This is a genomic window from Streptomyces sp. MNU89, from assembly GCF_020982505.1.
Taxonomy (GTDB): domain Bacteria; phylum Actinomycetota; class Actinomycetes; order Streptomycetales; family Streptomycetaceae; genus Streptomyces; species Streptomyces xinghaiensis.
Genome location: NZ_JAJKLL010000001.1, coordinates 4,031,958 through 4,048,799, shown reverse-complemented (window position 1 = coordinate 4,048,799; position 16,842 = coordinate 4,031,958). Strand labels below are relative to the sequence as shown.

The 16,842-nt window shown below is 70.5% G+C and carries 17 protein-coding genes and 1 pseudogene; 11 read left to right on the top strand and 7 right to left on the bottom strand.

The window, feature by feature from the left end; translation table 11 throughout:
• Positions 1 to 133: 133 nt before the first annotated feature.
• Positions 134 to 1,216: an NlpC/P60 family protein gene (locus E4N63_RS17455; RefSeq protein WP_230241106.1), complete on the bottom strand. Its 1,083-nt coding sequence runs from the start codon at positions 1,214 to 1,216 to the stop codon at positions 134 to 136.
• A gap of 394 nt (positions 1,217 to 1,610) precedes the next feature.
• Here E4N63_RS17455 and pstS point away from each other — a divergent pair, with 394 nt between their 5' ends.
• The 4 genes from pstS to pstB all read left to right on the top strand — a co-directional run bounded on the left by pstS (position 1,611) and on the right by pstB (position 5,749).
• A complete protein-coding gene (gene pstS, locus E4N63_RS17450; RefSeq protein WP_230241105.1) occupies positions 1,611 to 2,741 on the top strand; it encodes a phosphate ABC transporter substrate-binding protein PstS in 1,131 nt (376 codons plus the stop codon).
• 100 nt (positions 2,742 to 2,841) lie between these two features.
• Positions 2,842 to 3,840, top strand: a complete 999-nt coding sequence (pstC, locus tag E4N63_RS17445; protein WP_230241104.1) for a phosphate ABC transporter permease subunit PstC — start codon at positions 2,842 to 2,844, stop codon at positions 3,838 to 3,840.
• Complete coding sequence (pstA, locus tag E4N63_RS17440) at positions 3,837 to 4,916, top strand: phosphate ABC transporter permease PstA (RefSeq protein WP_230241103.1); 1,080 nt, start codon at positions 3,837 to 3,839, stop codon at positions 4,914 to 4,916. The genes pstC and pstA overlap by 4 nt, the downstream gene beginning before the upstream one ends.
• Positions 4,917 to 4,972: 56 nt before the next feature.
• Positions 4,973 to 5,749 (top strand): phosphate ABC transporter ATP-binding protein PstB, encoded by a 777-nt coding sequence (gene pstB, locus E4N63_RS17435; RefSeq protein WP_019707122.1) that lies wholly within the window; start codon positions 4,973 to 4,975, stop codon positions 5,747 to 5,749.
• A 135-nt stretch (positions 5,750 to 5,884) separates the two neighbouring features.
• On the opposite strand, the gene E4N63_RS17430 is transcribed toward pstB, so the two are convergent.
• Positions 5,885 to 6,883, bottom strand: a complete 999-nt coding sequence (locus E4N63_RS17430; protein WP_228429463.1) for an inorganic phosphate transporter — start codon at positions 6,881 to 6,883, stop codon at positions 5,885 to 5,887.
• A 6-nt stretch (positions 6,884 to 6,889) separates the two neighbouring features.
• A complete protein-coding gene (locus E4N63_RS17425) occupies positions 6,890 to 7,510 on the bottom strand; it encodes a DUF47 domain-containing protein (RefSeq protein WP_030545898.1) in 621 nt (206 codons plus the stop codon).
• Positions 7,511 to 7,758: 248 nt separating this feature from the next.
• Between E4N63_RS17425 and E4N63_RS17420 the strand changes: the two genes are divergently transcribed.
• Entirely contained in the window at positions 7,759 to 8,061 is a 303-nt protein-coding gene (locus tag E4N63_RS17420; protein WP_019707125.1) for a metal-sensitive transcriptional regulator, read from the top strand.
• A 190-nt stretch (positions 8,062 to 8,251) separates the two neighbouring features.
• Here E4N63_RS17420 and E4N63_RS17415 read toward each other — a convergent pair whose 3' ends face one another.
• Both E4N63_RS17415 and E4N63_RS17410 read right to left on the bottom strand, forming a co-directional pair.
• Positions 8,252 to 8,446, bottom strand: coding sequence for a hypothetical protein (locus tag E4N63_RS17415; protein WP_039820188.1), 195 nt, complete (start codon positions 8,444 to 8,446; stop codon positions 8,252 to 8,254).
• Positions 8,447 to 8,616: 170 nt separating this feature from the next.
• A complete protein-coding gene (locus E4N63_RS17410; protein WP_125625710.1) occupies positions 8,617 to 9,453 on the bottom strand; it encodes a hypothetical protein in 837 nt (278 codons plus the stop codon).
• A 118-nt stretch (positions 9,454 to 9,571) separates the two neighbouring features.
• On the opposite strand from E4N63_RS17410, the gene E4N63_RS17405 reads away from it, so the two are divergent.
• Positions 9,572 to 9,745: a hypothetical protein gene (locus E4N63_RS17405; protein ID WP_185831319.1), complete on the top strand. Its 174-nt coding sequence runs from the start codon at positions 9,572 to 9,574 to the stop codon at positions 9,743 to 9,745.
• 146 nt (positions 9,746 to 9,891) lie between these two features.
• On the opposite strand, the gene E4N63_RS17400 is transcribed toward E4N63_RS17405, so the two are convergent.
• Positions 9,892 to 10,608, bottom strand: a complete 717-nt coding sequence (locus tag E4N63_RS17400) for a phosphatase PAP2 family protein (protein WP_125625709.1) — start codon at positions 10,606 to 10,608, stop codon at positions 9,892 to 9,894.
• Between the two features lie 298 nt (positions 10,609 to 10,906).
• Positions 10,907 to 11,908: a bifunctional lytic transglycosylase/C40 family peptidase gene (locus tag E4N63_RS17395; protein ID WP_125625708.1), complete on the bottom strand. Its 1,002-nt coding sequence runs from the start codon at positions 11,906 to 11,908 to the stop codon at positions 10,907 to 10,909.
• A gap of 251 nt (positions 11,909 to 12,159) precedes the next feature.
• On the opposite strand from E4N63_RS17395, the gene E4N63_RS17390 reads away from it, so the two are divergent.
• From E4N63_RS17390 to E4N63_RS17370, 5 genes and pseudogenes are all read left to right on the top strand, one after another.
• On the top strand, positions 12,160 to 12,360 hold the full coding sequence (locus tag E4N63_RS17390; protein WP_125625707.1) for a DUF397 domain-containing protein: 201 nt from the start codon (positions 12,160 to 12,162) through the stop codon (positions 12,358 to 12,360).
• A gap of 239 nt (positions 12,361 to 12,599) precedes the next feature.
• A complete protein-coding gene (locus tag E4N63_RS17385) occupies positions 12,600 to 12,908 on the top strand; it encodes a hypothetical protein (protein WP_019707132.1) in 309 nt (102 codons plus the stop codon).
• Positions 12,909 to 13,150: 242 nt separating this feature from the next.
• The gene (locus tag E4N63_RS17380) at positions 13,151 to 13,996 is read left to right on the top strand and encodes a hypothetical protein (protein ID WP_230241102.1); all 846 of its coding nucleotides are present in this window, start codon (positions 13,151 to 13,153) and stop codon (positions 13,994 to 13,996) included.
• Positions 13,986 to 15,288: pseudogene (locus E4N63_RS17375) on the top strand (hypothetical protein). Before E4N63_RS17380 ends, E4N63_RS17375 begins: the two are co-directional and overlap by 11 nt.
• Positions 15,285 to 16,838 (top strand): SCO6880 family protein, encoded by a 1,554-nt coding sequence (locus E4N63_RS17370; protein WP_125625704.1) that lies wholly within the window; start codon positions 15,285 to 15,287, stop codon positions 16,836 to 16,838. Before E4N63_RS17375 ends, E4N63_RS17370 begins: the two are co-directional and overlap by 4 nt.
• Positions 16,839 to 16,842 lie beyond the last annotated feature (4 nt).

The window sequence follows — 16,842 nt, the reverse complement described above, 5'->3', positions numbered from 1 at the left end:
GCCCGGCGCACCGCGGCGCCCGCTCTCCGGCCTCACCCGCAGGCGGCCTGCCGACCGCGAGCGCCCGCCCCGCACCGGGACGCCACTGCACCCGCCCGCGGGCCCGCCCACGGCCGGCCCACGCCCCGCGGGCCTACTCCCCGGCCTGCTCCCCGGCCCGCTCGCCCGCCCGCTCGTCCGGCCGTACGACGCCCAGGATCCGCATCGAGCCCGCCCCCGTGACGGTGATCTGCCGGCCCGGACGCGGCGCGTGCACGATGTCGCCGTCCCCGATGTACATGCCGACATGGCTGGCGTCCGAGTGGTAGATGATCAGGTCCCCCGGCCGCATGTCCCGGACGGCGATCCTGGGGAGCCGCTTCCACTGCTCCTGCGAGGTCCGCGGGATGGTCCGGCCGGCCGCCGCCCACGCCTGCGAGGTCAGTCCGGAGCAGTCGTAGGTGTCCGGGCCCTCGGCGCCCCACTCGTAGTCCTTGCCGAGCTGCCCGGTGGCGTACGCGATCGCCTTCTTCCCCTCCGCGGAGGCCCGGGCGTCGATCTCCTCCAGCACACCGGAGTCCAGCCACGCGGCCTGGGCCTTCCGCGCGGCCTCGGCCTCCAGCTCGCGCAGCTTCTCCAGCTCCTCCGCCTGGAGCCGGGACTCCAGCTCCTCGGCCGCCTCGATCCTCGTCTCGACGGCTTTCTTGGCGACGGCCTTCTTCTTCTGCTGCGCGCGGAGCCGGCGGTACTCCCGGTCCGCGTTGTCGGCGTACTCGTCCAGCCGTTCCCGGGTGTTCTCCAGGCTCTTCATGAGGCCCTGCTGCGCCTGCCGGCCCTTGCGGGCGGTGTCGGCGTCGTGCAGAAAGTCTCCCGAGCCGCCTTCCAGGAGCAGTTTCAGGGTGTCGGGCATGCCGGCGCCCCGGTAGTGGGAGCGGACCATCGCGCCGGCCTGGGAGCGCAGCAGCTTCATGCGCTTCTCCGCGGCGGCGCTCTTCTTCTCGATCCGGGCCAGCTTGCGCGACTGCTCGCCCGTCTTCTCCCGCGCGGCGTTGTAGGCTTCCGTCGCGGCCTCCGCCTTGCGGTAGAGGGTCTCGATCTCCTTGCGGATCTCTTCCAGACGCGAGGCCGGTACCGGTTCGGGGTCGTTCGGAGCGGCCAGCGCGGCGCCCGGCGTCAGCAGGCCCCCCACCGCGCACACCAGTGCCGTCGCCGTCACGATCGTCCGCTGCCGCCCCACCGGCCACCTCCGTCTCGTCCACACACCGTCAACTGTCTTGCTGACGCGATGTCTCTCAATCGCGGATGGTCGCACGACTGAGCGGAATACGACAGAGGGGGGCGAGTTCGCGCCATTGCGCAAGAGCCGCCGCTGTGCCGGGGAGGCATCACGCCGACGAAATCCTCACCCCATCCGCCACACCCGTCACTCGGCGTGCCGTACGCCTGAGCGGGTTGCCGCACTGATAGGCGAGGTTCACCCGGTGTTCACCCTCTCCCGTCGATCGATTCACCTGATCTGCCTAATTTCAGCCTTACCGGTCGGCGGGCAGCCGGCGGGTGAACGCAGATCCAGCAGAACCACCGACCTTGCTTCGCCGTCGCCGGCGGGCCCCAGGAAGGAACACACAAAGGTGAAGCTTCAGCGTAGGAACGTCCGCGGTCTGCGGGCCCTCACCGTCGGCGCGGCCGCTGTTTCGACGGCACTCCTTCTCACCGCGTGCGGCTCGGACGACAACACCCAGCCGGGCGGCGAGGACGCGACCAAGGCCGCCGGGAACATCAAGTGCGGCGGCGAGGGCAAGCTGCTCGCCTCCGGCTCCTCGGCCCAGAAGAACGCCATGGACCTCTGGATCAAGAACTACATGGCCGCCTGCCCGGACGTGCAGATCAACTACAACCCGATCGGCTCGGGCGGCGGCATCACCCAGTTCAACCAGGGCACCACCGCCTTCGCCGGCTCCGACTCCGCCCTCAAGGAGGACGAGGTCGAGGCGTCGAAGAAGATCTGCAAGAACGGTCAGGGCATCAACCTGCCGATGGTCGGCGGACCCGTCGCCATCAGCTACAACCTCTCCGGCGTGGAGGACCTCGTCCTGGACGCCCCCACCATCGCCAAGATCTTCGACTCGAAGATCAAGAAGTGGGACGACGCCGCGATCAAGAAGCTGAACCCGGACGCCGAGCTGCCGTCCACCGACATCCAGGCCTTCCACCGCTCCGACGAGTCCGGCACCACCCAGAACCTGGGCAAGTACCTGGCCGAGGCGGCCCCGGACGACTGGAAGTACGAGGCCGAGAAGTCCTGGCCCGCCAAGGGCGGCCAGTCCGCCAGCGGCTCCTCCGGTGTCGCCGCGCAGGTCAAGCAGGTCGAGGGCGCCATCGGCTACTTCGAGCTCTCCTACGCCACCAGCAACAACCTCAAGTCGGTGAAGATCGACACCGGCGCCGCCGAGCCCGTCGAGGCCACGTCGGACAACGCCTCCAAGGCCATCGCCGCCGCGAAGGTCATCGGCAAGGGCGACGACCTCGCCCTGGAGCTCGACTACGCCACCAAGGCCGAGAGCGCCTACCCGATCATCCTCGTCACCTACGAGATCGCCTGCGACAAGGGCAACAAGGCCGACTCCCTGGAGGCCATGAAGTCCTTCCTGACCTACACCGCCAGCGAGGACGGCCAGAAGATCCTGTCCGAGGAGGGCTACGCCCCGATCCCGGCCGAGATCGCCTCCAAGGTCCGCGAGATCATCCCGACCCTCTCCTGACCCGAGCCGGCAGGCCCCGCGGAACCCCGCGGGGCCTGCCGGACGAACCCATCCGGTGCACCGCCGCCAGGGGAATCTCCCCACCCAGACCGGAGCCATCATGACTACCGCATCCAGCGCGTCGACACCGCCGCCGGCGCGCCTCACACCAGAACCGGCCGCGAAGGGAAAGGCCACCCGCCCCGGAGACAAGATCTTCATCGGGATGTCCCGGGGCTCGGGCATCTTCCTGCTGGTCGTCATGGCCGCCATCGCGGCCTTCCTCACCTACCGCGCGTACATCGCGATCTCCGAGAACGAGGCCAACTTCCTCACGGCCTTCGAGTGGAACCCGCAGGGCGACCCCCCGCGGTTCGGCATCGCGATCCTCGCCTACGGCACCGTCGTCTCCTCGATCATCGCCATGGTCATCGCGGTGCCGATATCCGTGGGCATCGCGCTCTTCGTCTCCCACTACGCCCCGCGCCGGCTGGCCGGCCCGCTGGGGTACGTCATCGACCTGCTCGCCGCCGTCCCCAGCATCGTCTACGGCCTGTGGGGCGCGCTGGTGCTCGTGCCGTACCTCGACGGCATGAACATCTGGCTCGACCAGTACTTCGGCTGGACCTACATCTTCGACAAGTCCGGCAGCGGCCCCGCGCGGAACCTCTTCACCGTCGGCATCCTGCTCGCCGTGATGATCCTCCCGGTGATCACCAACGTCACCCGTGAGGTCTTCCTCCAGGTGCCGAAGATGCACGAGGAGGCCGCGCTCGCTCTCGGCGCCACGCGCTGGGAGGTCATCCGCATGTCGGTGCTGCCCTTCGGCCGCTCCGGCATCATCAGCGCCTCCATGCTGGGCCTGGGCCGCGCGCTCGGCGAGACGATGGCCGTCGCCACCGTCCTCTCCCCCAGCTTCCTCTTCTCCGGCCATCTCCTGGATCCCGGCGGCGGCACCTTCGCCCAGAACATCGCCGCCAAGTTCAACGAGGCCAACGAGTTCGGCCGGGACGCGCTCATCGCCTCCGGCCTCGTCCTCTTCGTCATGACGCTGCTGGTGAACGGCGCGGCCCGGCTGATCATCGCCCGCCGCAAGGAGTACTCGGGGGCCAACGCATGAGCCACACCGTCATCGACCACAAGCCCCGGACCGGCGAGGCGCCCCCCGCCCGCAGCCTGGCCCACCGCAGGATGCCCCGCTGGGCCCCCGCGGGGATCGCCCTCGTCTCCGTCGCGCTGGCCTCCGGCATCGGTATGGCCGTCGGCTGGGAGAGCCGGGTGCAGTGGGGCATGATCGCCGCGTTCTTCTTCGTCGTCGGCACCTACGTGATCACGACCGCCGTGGAGGGCTCCCGGCAGGCCAAGGACCGGATCGCCACCAGCGTCGTCTGGGTCTGCTTCGTCCTCGCGATCGTCCCGCTGGCCTCCCTCGCCTGGACGACCGTGGAGCGCGGCTCCCGCATCCTCGACGGGTACTTCCTGTCGCACTCCATGGCCGGGCTGAACCAGAACACCCCCGGCGGCGGCATCTACCACGCGATCATCGGTACCCTGGAACAGGTGGCCATCGCCACCGTGATCGCCGTCCCGATCGGTCTGCTCACCGCGATCTACCTGGTCGAGTACGGCCGGGGTTCGCTGGCCAAGGCCGTCACCTTCTTCGTGGACGTCATGACCGGCATCCCGTCGATCGTGGCCGGTCTGTTCATCCTCTCCACCTGGGTGCTGACCTTCGACATGGGCCCGTCCGGCTTCGCCGGCTCGCTGGCCCTCACGATCCTGATGATGCCGGTGGTCGTCCGCTCCACCGAGGAGATGCTCAAACTCGTCCCCAACGAGCTCCGCGAGGCCTCGCTCGCCCTCGGCGTGCCGAAGTGGCGGACCATCCTGAAGGTGGTCCTGCCCACCGCCATCGGCGGCATCACCACCGGCGTCATGCTGGCGGTCGCCCGTATCGCCGGTGAGACGGCCCCGGTCCTGCTGCTGGTCCTGGGCAGTTCCTTCATCAACAACGACCCGTTCGACGGCACGCAGGCCTCGCTCCCGCTGTACGTGTACCAGGAGTACATGCTCGGCACCCCGCACTCGTACGACCGGGCCTGGGGAGCGGCGCTCGTCCTGATCATCTTCGTGATGGTCCTCAACCTGGTCGCCCGCGGCATCGCCCGCTGGAAGGCACCCAAGACCGGCCGCTAAGGCACCGATATGCGGCTCCGTGCCCGGGGCCATCCCACACGATTGCGAGCAACACCATGGCCAAGCGCATCGACGTCAGCGGCCTCAGTGCCTACTACGGCGGCCACAAGGCGATCGAAGACATCTCCATGACGGTCGAGCCGCGGTCCGTGACGGCCTTCATCGGCCCGTCCGGCTGCGGCAAGTCCACCTTCCTCCGCACCCTCAACCGGATGCACGAGGTCACCCCCGGCGGCCGCGTCGAGGGCAAGGTGATGCTGGACGACGAGAACCTCTACGGCTCCCAGGTCGACCCGGTCGCCGTACGCCGCACCGTCGGCATGGTCTTCCAGCGCCCCAACCCCTTCCCGACCATGTCGATCTACGACAACGTCGCGGCCGGCCTGCGCCTCAACGGCTCCCACAAGAAGCGCGAGCTGGACACGATCGTCGAGAAGTCGCTCAAGGGCGCCAACCTCTGGAACGAGGTCAAGGACCGGCTCAACAAGCCCGGCTCCGGCCTCTCCGGCGGCCAGCAGCAGCGGCTCTGCATCGCCCGCGCCATCGCGGTGGAACCGCAGGTGCTGCTGATGGACGAGCCCTGCTCGGCCCTGGACCCCATCTCGACCCTCGCCATCGAGGACCTGATCTGCGAGCTCAAGGAGCGCTTCACGATCGTCATCGTGACGCACAACATGCAGCAGGCGGCGCGCGTCTCGGACCGTACGGCCTTCTTCAACCTGTCGGCCGTCGGCCAGCCCGGCAAGCTCATCGAGATCGACGAGACCGAGCGGATCTTCTCCAACCCCTCCGTGCAGGCGACCGAGGACTACATCTCCGGCCGCTTCGGATAGCCCGTCTCGCGGTGCTGCATGGCGGTGCCACCGCAAGACGTGGGGCCCGCTCCCGGCTTCCCGGGGGCGGGCCCTGTTTCCTGTGGCGGGACGGGAGGGGCGCGTGCGGGCGGGCGGGCCTCGAGCGGGCGGGCCTCAGCCGAAGAAGAGGCTCACGGCCCAGAAGGAGACCGCCGCGACGAGCGCCGCGGCCGGCATGGTGATGAACCAGCCCATCACGATGTTCTTGGCCACGCCCCAGCGGACCGCCTTGAGCCGCCGGGTCGAACCCACGCCCATGATCGCCGAGGTGATGACGTGGGTGGTGGAGATCGGCGCCTGGAACATGAACGAGGCGGTGTACATCACCGAGGCGGCCGTGGTCTCCGCGGCGAAGCCCTGCGGCGGGTCGAGCTCGATGATCCGCCGGCCCAGGGTCCGCATGATCCGCCAGCCGCCCGCGTAGGTGCCGAGCGAGAGCATCAGGGCACAGGAGACCTTCACCCAGACCGGAATCTGGTCGCCGTAGTCCTCGACATCGGCGATGACCAGCGCCATCACCACGATGCCCATGGTCTTCTGCGCGTCCTGGAGGCCGTGGCCCAGCGCCATGCCGGCCGCCGAGACCGTCTGCGCGATCCGGAAGTGGCGCTTGGCCTTGTGCGGGTTGGCGCGGCGGAACGTCCACAGGATGGCGGTCATGGCCAGATAGCCCAGAGCCATGCCCACCAGCGGCGACAGGAACATCGGGATGACGACCTTCTCGACGACCCCCATCCAGTAGACGGCGATGGAGCCGGCGAGGGCGGCGCCCACCATGCCGCCGAAGAGCGCGTGGCTGGAACTCGACGGCAGCCCGAAGTACCAAGTGATCATGTTCCAGACCACGGCACCCACCAGGGCGGCGAAGAGGATCGCCATCCCGCGCGAGCCGCTGGGCGTCTCGATCAGGCCCTGGCTGACGGTCTTGGCGACCCCGCTGCCCAGGAAGGCACCGGCCAGGTTCATGACGGCGGCCATCAGCAGCGCCGCCCGGGGGGTCAGCGCGCGCGTCGAGACGGAGGTCGCGATGGCGTTCGCGGAGTCGTGGAAACCGTTGGTGTAGGTGAAGCCGAGCGCGACCCCGATGGTGACAATGAGTGCGAAGATGTCCACCGGGGGTCAGGACTCCTTGACGGCGATGGTCTCGACCGTATTGGCCACGTGTTCGAAAGCGTCCGCGGCCTCCTCCAGCACGTCCACGATCTGCTTGAGCTTCAGCACGTCCATGGCGTCGTACTTGCCGTTGAAGAGCTGGGCCAGCAGCTTGCGGTGGATCTGGTCGGCCTGGTTCTCCAGGCGGTTGACCTCGATCCAGTACTCGGTGAGGTTCGTCATGGTGCGGAGGTTGGGCATCGCCTCGGCGGTCAGCTCGGCGGCCCGCGCCAGCACCTCGATCTGCTGGTCGACACCCTTCGGCAGCGTCTCGATCTGGTACAGGACGACCAGGTCGACGGCCTCCTCCATGAAGTCCATGATGTCGTCGAGCGAGGAGGCCAGGGAGTAGATGTCCTCGCGGTCGAACGGGGTGATGAAGGAGGAGTTCAGCTGGTGAAAGATCGCGTGCGTGGCGTCGTCCCCGGCGTGCTCCGCGGCCCGCATCCGGTCGGCGATCTCACTCCGCCCGGCGGGCTCGGCGCCGAGCAGTTCCATCAGGAGCTTCGAGCCGGTGACGATGTTGTCCGCGGAGGCGGCGAACATGTCGTAGAAGCTCGTCTCCCGGGGGGTCAGACGAAAGCGCACGTCGGGTTCCTTGGGGTGCATCGGATGTCGGCCGGAGCCGATGCTAAGCGCATCGATCCGGCCACGGTTAACCGGTCGTCCTCCGCCCGGCACCGGACAGCGTACCCAGCCCGCAGTCCGGGAACCCGCTTCCAAATCCGGTACCCTATACCGGGCAGGGGTATATGTGCCGGTTGCGCCGGTTCCGCCGCCTTGCCCGGTTCACCACCGATGAGGCCGAGCGCCTCGCGCCACCACGGGAGGACGCCATGACAGCCACGGAGACCGGCGTGCACGGCTACAGCCAGCAGAAGGACCAGCACCTCAAACGGCTCCGCCGGATCGAGGGCCAGGTCCGCGGCCTCCAGCGGATGGTCGAGGAGGACGTCTACTGCATCGACATACTCACCCAGGTCTCCGCCTCCACCAAGGCGCTCCAGTCCTTCGCGCTCCAGCTCCTCGAAGAACACTTGCGGCACTGCGTCGCCGCGGCCGCCGCCGAGGGGGGCCCGGAGATCGACGCCAAGGTGGCCGAGGCGACCGCGGCCATCGCCCGCCTGCTCCGCACCTGAGAGCCGGCCCCCGGAGCCCGAGGAGTCCGAGGAGCCCGAGGAGCCCGAGGAGAACGTACGGGATATGCGCCCGGCGCAGGGAGCGCGTACGGGGACGACCGTCCCGGCCCTGGCGCATCCGGGGCGCCGCGCCGGGAGCCGCGCGTGCGCCCGGAACCCCGCCGGGGACCGCCCCGCCCGGGGAGACGGCTCAGTCGCCCCGCGGGGCGATGCACCGGCCCCGCCGGCCCGGCGGCTTCCCGCCCACCTTCAGCACCTCGTCGATGCGGTCCGGGCTGAGCCGCTCCTCCACCGCCGCCGAAGCCGCGATCATCAGCTCCCCGCACAGCTCGATCTCGGCGAGGGCCAGATGGTCCTGGACCCTCCGGGTGATATGGCAGGACATCGACACCCGTGTCACCTCCTCCTCCACGAGCTCCGACCGCTCGTCCTCGCGCACAGCCCAGCGTAGGGAGCCGGACACATAGCGCGCATGGCACGGACGGACCATTTACCCCCGCCCCACCGGGTACCCCCGCCGGTGCGCGGGGCGTACCCCCGGGCGCACTCGGGGCTCTAGGCACCGGTCACGGCGACCGCCCCCGAGTAGATGTCCCGCTCCGGCGGCAGCTCCACGTCCACCCGCGCCCCGTAGGCGTACAGCACGGTCGTGGAGACCACCTGCAACTCCGCGCCGCCCCCGAGATTCCGGGAGAAGGTGAAGCGGTGCCGGACCTTCCGCAGCCGCCCCCGCTCGTCCAGGAAGACGTCGAACGGCACCGAACGGATGCGGAAACCGCGCGCCGCGGCGCGGAGGGCCCCGCGCACGTGCGCCGCCCGTGCTGCGGCCCGGCGGATGTCCGCCGTGCCCCGGTAGTGGCGTACGAGCGTGCCGTCCCGCTCCGCCCGGGCCTCGCCGACATACGTCACCTCGCGGGCGCCGCGCAGGAGCTCGGCCGCCGCCAGGGGGTCCGTCGCACCGCCCGTCACCAGGTTCCCGTCGGCCAGCGCGGCGGTGTGGATCCGCACCCACTTGTCGGCGGGCACCCCCGCGCCGCGGTTCTTCAGATACAGCTCGCCGGGCGCGAGGACTTCGGTGACCGGCCGGTGCCCCGTCTCGCCCGCCGCATCCGCCGGCAGGATCACCGTCAGCCGGCCGAGCCGGGCGCCGTAGTCGAAACCGCCCGCACCCCGGATGGTGACCCGGGTACCGCCGTTGGCGGTCTCCAGGGACGTACGGGCCCGGGAACTCCCGGACCGCACCAGCACATCGGCCGTGCGCTGCACCAGGGCGAGATGGCGGGCCGCCGACCGCTCGTCGGCGGCCACCACTCCCGGGCCGGAACAGCCCGCCGTCAGGCCGGCCGCCAGGCCGAGCACGACAGCCCCGACCTTGCGTCGCTGCACCACCATCGGCTGCGCACCCCCAGGAGACCCGCGGTAACTCGGTGAATTGCCAACGACCGCGCCCGGCCGGTCGTTACGGCGGTACCGTGGCGGGGTGCGCCGGCAAGCTCCTGAGGACCGCTCCGTGCGGGATGAGGACCATCTGACCGAGACCACCGAACGAGGGGCGTTCACCCTGGCCCGCTGCTCCTGCGGCTGGGCCGGCCCCGCGAGACGGGCCCGCGCGAAGGCGCGGGCGGACGCCGCGTCGCATCCGGGGAACACCGCGGCGCGGGATGTGTCCGGGCCGGCGGCCTGACGTCCGCAGCCGTCCCGTGGCGCGCGGCCGGGCCGGGTCCCCGGCGACGGTGGCGCGTGCGGCCCGTACCGGTTCCCCGTACCGGTTGCGGTGACAGGGGGCGCAGGGGCTCGGGCTCGCGCGGGTGTGCGGGTTCGCGCGGGGGCTCAGGCCGCGAGGTTGCTCTCGTGGTCCTCGGCCGGGTGCGTGCCCGTCGAGCCGCCCCGGGGCCCGGCAGCGCGGGCGGCGCGGCTCTGGACGAGCCAGCCGGCCCGCGAACCCGCGACCGTGCGGGTCAGCGGGGTGAGCATGGCCATGGCCAGCGGCGCGAGCAGCAGGGTGACCGCCGTGCCGAGGGCGAAGCCGCCGATCACATCGGTCGGGTAGTGCACGCCCATGTAGATCCGGCAGAAGCCGGCCAGCACCGCGAGGAAGATCGCCGCCAGCCCGAACCTGCGGTGCACGACGAAGACGCCGACCGCCATGGCCATCGCCATCGTGGAGTGGTCGCTGACGAAGGAGTAATCGGTCTTCCCGTCCACCAGGACCTCGAGGCCCTGGTGGTCGAGGAAGGGTCTGGGGCGTTCGACGAAGTTGCGGATGGGGATGTTGACCAGCAGCGCCAGACCGGTGGCGAGCGGCGCCCAGACCAGACCGGCCACGGCGAGCGGCGCGTCCGGCCGCTTCCTGACGGACCACCAGCACCAGACGGCCAGCAGCAGCAGCGCGAAGACGGTGCCGTACTCGCCGGTCCACTCCATGACCCGGTCGAACCAGTGCGGGGTGCCGGCCGTCAGGCCGTTGATGTCGTAGAGCAGGTCCACATCGGGGCCCGGCTCTCCCGTGGTCTCCGACACCGGTGACCCCGCCTCCAGTCCAGCCATGTGCCACGGCCCCTTGTCTCTAGCGCTTGCTGATGTCCGTCGATCCGCCGCCCCCGTCAGAAAGAGGAGTCGCCTCCCGCTGTCCCGGCCGGAGAACGGCGGGGACCGGCCGGGTGTTCCGCTCTCCACCGAACGGGCATCGGGCTGTTACCGAAGGGTGACCCGTCGTCGCAGTTCAACGACGCGGACTCGCGGGGAGTCCGGGAGGCGCGACCTCATCCGTCACTCTACGGGCCGTCAGCCACGGCCCGGCGGCCAGCCGCCGGCCGGCCGGGCCCGCGCGTCGCCGCCGCGCCCGCTAAGCGGAATCCCGCCGGGGCAGGGCCGCCGCGCCGTCCTCGGTCACTCTGGTGGCACCGAAGTAGTCCGGGCTGTCGATCTTGTCGTAACGGATCTCGGCGCCGGTGTAGGGCGCATTGATCATATAGCCGCCGCCGACATAGATCCCCACATGCCGGATCGCCCGCGAGTCCGTCAGATCGTCGGAGAAGAACACCAGATCGCCCGGGAGCAGCTCGTCCCGCGACGGATGGGCTCCGGCGTTGTACTGGTCGTTGGCCACCCGGGGCAGCTCGATCCCGACGCTCGCGTAGGCCGCCTTCGTCAGCCCCGAGCAGTCGAACCGACCGCCGTCCTCCGCCGTCCCGTCGCCGCCCCAGAGATACGGGGTCCCCAGCTTGTCCTTCGCGTAGTAGATCGCCCCGGCCGCCCGCCCCGACGCCGGCACCCTGGCCGCCGGCGCCTCGAAGCTCTTGGCGAGGGTCGTGATCCGCTTCACATAGTTCTGCGTCTCCCGGTACGGCGGCACACCGTCGTACTTCAGGACCGCGTACGGGCCCGCGTTGTACGCCGCCAGCATGTTCGCGGTCGGGTCCCCCGGAGCGTCCTTCACGTAGGAGGCCAGTTTGCAGTCGTACAGGGCGGCCGACGGAATGGCGTCCTCCGGGTCCCAGACATTGGCCCGGCCGTCGCCGTTGGCGTCCACGCCGTGCGTCGACCAGGTGCCCGGGATGAACTGCGCGATGCCCTGCGCGGCCGCGGGGCTCTGCGCCTTCGGGTTCCAGCCGCTCTCCTGGTACAGCTGCGCCGCCAGCAGCGACGGGCTGATCTGCGAGCAGCGCCGGCCCCACTGGTCCACCAGCGCCCGGTACGCGGCCGGGACGGCGTTCTCGGCCAGGCCCCGCACGCTTCCGCCGCCGACGAGGTTCGACGCCGCGGTGTAGACCCCGATCACCAGCAGCCCGAGGAAGCACGAGAGCAGCCCGAAACCGACGCCGACGCCCAGCCAGACCTTCCGCATGCCTCCACCATTCCCCAAAACCCGGCATTCCAGCGGCTGTTCGACGCTGAACGGTACAGCCGGCACCCCGGTGCCCGCGACGGCGCACCGGGGGTCACGCTCGAACACCCGGGCGCATGGCCGGGGGCACGGAGGCAGACCCACGGGTCGCCCTTGACCTGGGAGCGGCGGCGCGGTCCCATGCGAGGGAGACCGGGACCCGCGACCGGGACGCCGGTTCCGGGCCCGATGGCACGTCAAGGAAGGACATCATGCCGGAACTCGACTGGCAGCGGCCGAGCTTCGTGGAGGACGGGCAGGAGGAGTACCTCGAAGTGGCCGTCGGGCCGGACGGGATGGTCCACATCAGACAGAGCACCAGCCCCGAGAAGATCGTGACCACCACCCCCGCCAAGTGGGACGCCTGGGTGAAGGGCGTCAAGGCAGGTGAGTTCGACCACTTCGTGGAGTGATCGTCCGTCAAAGGCCGTTGCCGGACGTCACCCAGCGTGATACACAGAGTGACAAAACACGGCTCGGCCGGTACGGCGGGTGACCTCCGGTGGTGCAACTCCCGCAGATCCGCGCGGGATCCGCCAATAAATGCCACCAAGGCGACGCCCGGCGGAGGAATCGTCGGTGAAGATAGAGAGCGGACCCGTGCCATCCGGCAGGGGCGCACAACTACCCACTAGGGGCGGTGAGTTTCACAATGTTCCTGGCAGCCGAAAAGGGCGACATCACCACCATCATCGGCGGCATCGCTCCCGACTGGGGGCCGTTCGGGAGTCTGGGCAACGAGGCCCGCATCATGATCGAGGTCGTGATGGCGATCGCCATCCTGCTCTGCCTGGGCATCGCGATCTGGGGCGCGGCGAAGCAGCGCATCGGAGCCACGGCACTGCGCGACACCTTCAGCGCGGAACAGGGCAAGGGACTGATCGTCGCCGGGCTCACCGGCGTCTTCATCATCGGCTCCCTCGGCACCCTGTTCACCATCGTCTACGGCATGGCCGTGTAGCGACGCCGGCCCGCGCGTCCGCGACTCCGGCGCCCGCTCCCCGGCCCCTCGACGGGAGCGGTGCGTCCCGATGCCCCGTCCCACCCGTCCGTCGTGCCCACCGGCAGAGGTTGCGTCCTTCTGATGTCCACTCACCACACCCCGCCCCGGCGGAAACCATCGGGGCCGGTGCCGCACCCCCACTCCTCCGGCCTTGCCCGCGGCACGTGCCCCCGGGCCGCCTCCGAGAGGTCGTACCCCGCATGAGCCACGGCGACGGCGGATACCGCGGCGACCACCCGGGCGACGGACCCGGCGGCCACCAGACCCGCACCCGGCTGCCCGACGAGCCGGGCACCGGCACCTACGGCGGCGGCAGGCGCTCCTCCCGCTCCCCGCGCGGGCTCGTGGGTGTCGTCGGCGTCGTCGTGCTGCTGATCGCCGCCATCGCCTTCGCCAACCGCGGCGACGGCGGCGGGGAGAGCCCCGGAAAGGACGGCAAGGGCGGCCCGGCCACCCGGGCGACGGACCCCACCGGCGAACGCCCCGTGACGGGCTCCGAGGCCGGCATCGCCACGGGCTTCCCCCGCACGGAACAGGGCGCGGAGTCGGCGGCGGCCAACTACGTCGTCGCCTTGAGCGGGGACGGGATGTTCGACGCGGAAACCCGCCGGGACATCGTGGAAACGGTCTACAGCCCGCGCGTGGCGAGCGAGCGCCGGACCGAACTGGACAGGGCGTACTCCCGCGAGAAGTTCCTGGCCGGCATCGGCCTGGAGTCGGACGGCAGCGCGCCCGAGGGCATGACGTTCGTCGCTCGCGCCAACCCGGTCGGCACGAAGGTGGAGAAGTTCGGCAACGACTCCGCCACCGTGGCCGTCTGGTACTCCCAGTTGTTCGGCCTCGCCGGTGAGGGGTCCAAGAACCCGGTAACCGAAGGCTGGTACACCAACACCCTCGAACTCCAGTGGCTCGACAACGACTGGAAGGTGGCCGACTTCCAGGAGAAGGACGGTCCGACACCCGTCGGCCGTGACCAGGTCGCGTCGTCGGCCGAAGAGATGGCCGAGGCCGTCGAAGGGTTCGGAGGGTTCACCTATGCCCGGTAATCCCCGCCGCGTGCTCACCTTCGCGGCAGCACTCACAAGTGCTCAAGCTCTCTTCGCCCTCACGGCGACCCGGGCGCTCGCCGAGCCGTCACCCGGCCCCACGGAAGACGGCGATGCCTGTGAAGGGCTGCGCGGCGGAGCCGCGGAGTTCTGCGAACGCGAGGACGGATCGGGCGGCAGCACCCCCGCCGATTCCCTCTCCAACCCCTCGACCCCTCTCCTCCCTCGCCAAGGGTTGCGCCGACGCCGCCGCCTTCGTCGTCGACAAGCTGTCCGAGGCGGTCGAGAAGACCACCGAGGTCGACTTCACCAACACCGAGTTCCTCAAGCAGTACGCGGTCGTCTTCGCCGTCTCCGCCGTCCTCACCCTGCTGCTCTGGCTGTTCGCGGTCGCCAAGCGCGCCATCCGCGGAGTGCCGTTCACCGAGGCGGTCACCGAGGCCGTCGGCTTCCTCTGGCTGACCGTCCTGGCCTCCGCCTTCACCCCGCTGATCCTCTACACGGTGGTGTCCGCGACCGACGGCCTCACCGAGGTGATCGCCTCCGGCACCTCCGACGACACGAACACCTTCTTCGGCTCCTTCGCCGAGGCGCTGAAGAAGGGCGAGGACATCGGCGGCGGACCGATCATGCTGATCATCGTCAGCCTGGTCTCCGTGCTCGCCGCGGGCATCCTCTACCTCGAACTCGTCATCCGGGCCGCGCTCCTCTACGCGGGCGCCCTGCTCGGCGTCGTCGTCTACGCCGGGCTGGTCGACAAGAACATGTGGGGCCATGTCCGCCGCTGGGCGGGCATCATGATCGCCGTCATCCTCGTCAAGCCCGTCATCGTCATCGTGCTCGGACTGGCCGGCGCCCTCAGCGCCAGCGAGGACGGCCCCAACGCCTTCTCCGCGGTCGTCTCCGGGCTCGCCATCATCCTGCTGGCCATCTTCGCCAGCGCGATGATCTACCGCTTCGTCCCCGGCTTCGGTGACGACATCGTCTCCGCCCGCACCAACCGCAAGACGGCCACCGACGGCTCCCAGGCCGCCGCCCTGATCTCGTCCCCGGCCGCCCTGGTCAAGCAGGGGATCAAGACCCACAGCACCCGCGGCGGCGGAGGCGGCGGCGAGGCGGCGGCCCCGTCCCGGCCCGAGCCCCGGCCGGCCTCCGCGGTCTCCGGCGGCGTCGCCGCCCACAGTTCGCGCGGCGGCTCGTCCGGCGGGACGGGCGGCGGTACGCCGGCCGCGGCCGTGCCCCGCGCACGCGACCGGGCCACCGGCAATTCCTCAGGAGGTGAGCGGACGTGACGACCCAGTCCCATCCGATCGCGCCGCGGCGCACCTATCTGATCGGCAGAGCCCGCCCGAACGCGATCATCGGCAAGAACCGGGAGACCGGCGAGATCGCCCTGATCATCGCGGGTGCGTTCCTCGGCATGATGTGCGGTCTGCTGGTCCCCGTGCTGTCACTGCGCATCACACTGCTCACCGGCTTCCCGGCGCTGGCCCTGGCCGCCGTCTACGTGCCGTACAAGCACCGGACGTTCTACAAGTGGTTCGAGATCCGGCGCTCCTACAAGCGGCAGGTGAAGAAGGGGGCCACCTACCGCTCCGCCGCCGCCGAGGCGGGCATACGGTTCGACGGGCGCGAGGTCGAGGTGGGCCCGCCCCCCGGCATCGGCCGGATCAACTGGCTCTCCGCGCCGTTCGGCCCGGACGAGATCGCGGTGCTGCTGCACGCCGACCGCCGCACCGTGACCGCCGCCATCGAGATCGAGGGCCCGGGCGTCGGGCTCCGCGACAGCGAGGACCAGGAGGCGCTGGTCGACCGCTTCGGCACGCTCCTCAAGCACGTGGCCAACGGCGACGGCTTCGTGACGCGCATCCAGATGCTCGCCCGCACCCTCCCCGCCGACCCCGACGCACACGCCAAGGACGTCGAGCGGCGCGGCGACCGCAGGGCCCCGCACTGGCTCCAGGACTCGTACGACCAGCTCCAGTCCATGGTCTCCACCTCCTCCGAGCAGCACCGGGCCTATCTCGTCGCCTGTATGCACTACAACCGCGAACTGGCCGCCGAGGCGCACGCCATGGCCCGCGCGGCCCGCGCGGCGGGGGGCAGGCGCCGGCTCGACAAGGACGCCGGGCTGGCCGTCGTCATGGCCCGGGAACTCACCGACATCTGCGCCCGTCTCGCCGAGGCCGACATCCGCGTCCGGCAGCCGCTGGGCCAGGCGCGGCTCTCCTCCCTCATCCACTCCATGTACGACCCGGACCACCCGATCGACCACATCCAGGCCATGACGAAGCGCAACGCCTGGCCGGCCGAGCTGGACGCCACGGAGCCGACGTACCTCCAGGCCAAGACCCGCGAGTCGGTCACCCGGGCCCCCTGGTGCCACGCCACGGCCTGGGTGAAGGAGTGGCCGATGACCCCCGTCGGTGTCAACTTCCTCGCCCCGCTGCTCGTCCACACCCCCGATGTGATCCGCACGGTCGCCGTCTGCATGGACCTGGAACCCACCGAGGTCGCCATCGAGCGGATGCTGACGGAGAAGACGAACGACGAGGCCGAGGCCAGCCGCGCGGCCAAGATGAACCGCACCGTCGACCCGCGCGACATCGCCGCCCACGGCCGTCTCGACCAGCGCGGCGAGGATCTCGCCAGCGGCGCGGCGGGCGTCAACCTCGTCGGCTACATCACCGTCTCCTCCCGCTCCCCCGAAGCGCTCGCCCGCGACAAGCGCACCATCCGCGCCTCGGCCGGCAAGTCCTATCTCAAGCTGGAGTGGTGCGACCGGGAACACCACCGGGCCTTCGTGAACACGTTGCCCTTCGCGACCGGCATCCGACGTTAGGGGC

Excerpts from the sequence above, each read along its gene's own strand:
- pstC (WP_230241104.1), top strand. The coding sequence starts at position 2,842 with ATGACTACCGCATCCAGCGCGTCGACACCGCCGCCGGCGCGCCTCACA.
- pstA (WP_230241103.1), top strand. The coding sequence starts at position 3,837 with ATGAGCCACACCGTCATCGACCACAAGCCCCGGACCGGCGAGGCGCCC.
- pstB (WP_019707122.1), top strand. The coding sequence starts at position 4,973 with ATGGCCAAGCGCATCGACGTCAGCGGCCTCAGTGCCTACTACGGCGGC.
- E4N63_RS17420 (WP_019707125.1), top strand. The coding sequence starts at position 7,759 with ATGACAGCCACGGAGACCGGCGTGCACGGCTACAGCCAGCAGAAGGAC.
- E4N63_RS17415 (WP_039820188.1), bottom strand. The coding sequence starts at position 8,446 with ATGTCCTGCCATATCACCCGGAGGGTCCAGGACCATCTGGCCCTCGCC.
- E4N63_RS17410 (WP_125625710.1), bottom strand. The coding sequence starts at position 9,453 with ATGGTGGTGCAGCGACGCAAGGTCGGGGCTGTCGTGCTCGGCCTGGCG.
- E4N63_RS17400 (WP_125625709.1), bottom strand. The coding sequence starts at position 10,608 with ATGGCTGGACTGGAGGCGGGGTCACCGGTGTCGGAGACCACGGGAGAG.
- E4N63_RS17395 (WP_125625708.1), bottom strand. The coding sequence starts at position 11,908 with ATGCGGAAGGTCTGGCTGGGCGTCGGCGTCGGTTTCGGGCTGCTCTCG.
- E4N63_RS17390 (WP_125625707.1), top strand. The coding sequence starts at position 12,160 with ATGCCGGAACTCGACTGGCAGCGGCCGAGCTTCGTGGAGGACGGGCAG.
- E4N63_RS17385 (WP_019707132.1), top strand. The coding sequence starts at position 12,600 with ATGTTCCTGGCAGCCGAAAAGGGCGACATCACCACCATCATCGGCGGC.
- E4N63_RS17380 (WP_230241102.1), top strand. The coding sequence starts at position 13,151 with ATGAGCCACGGCGACGGCGGATACCGCGGCGACCACCCGGGCGACGGA.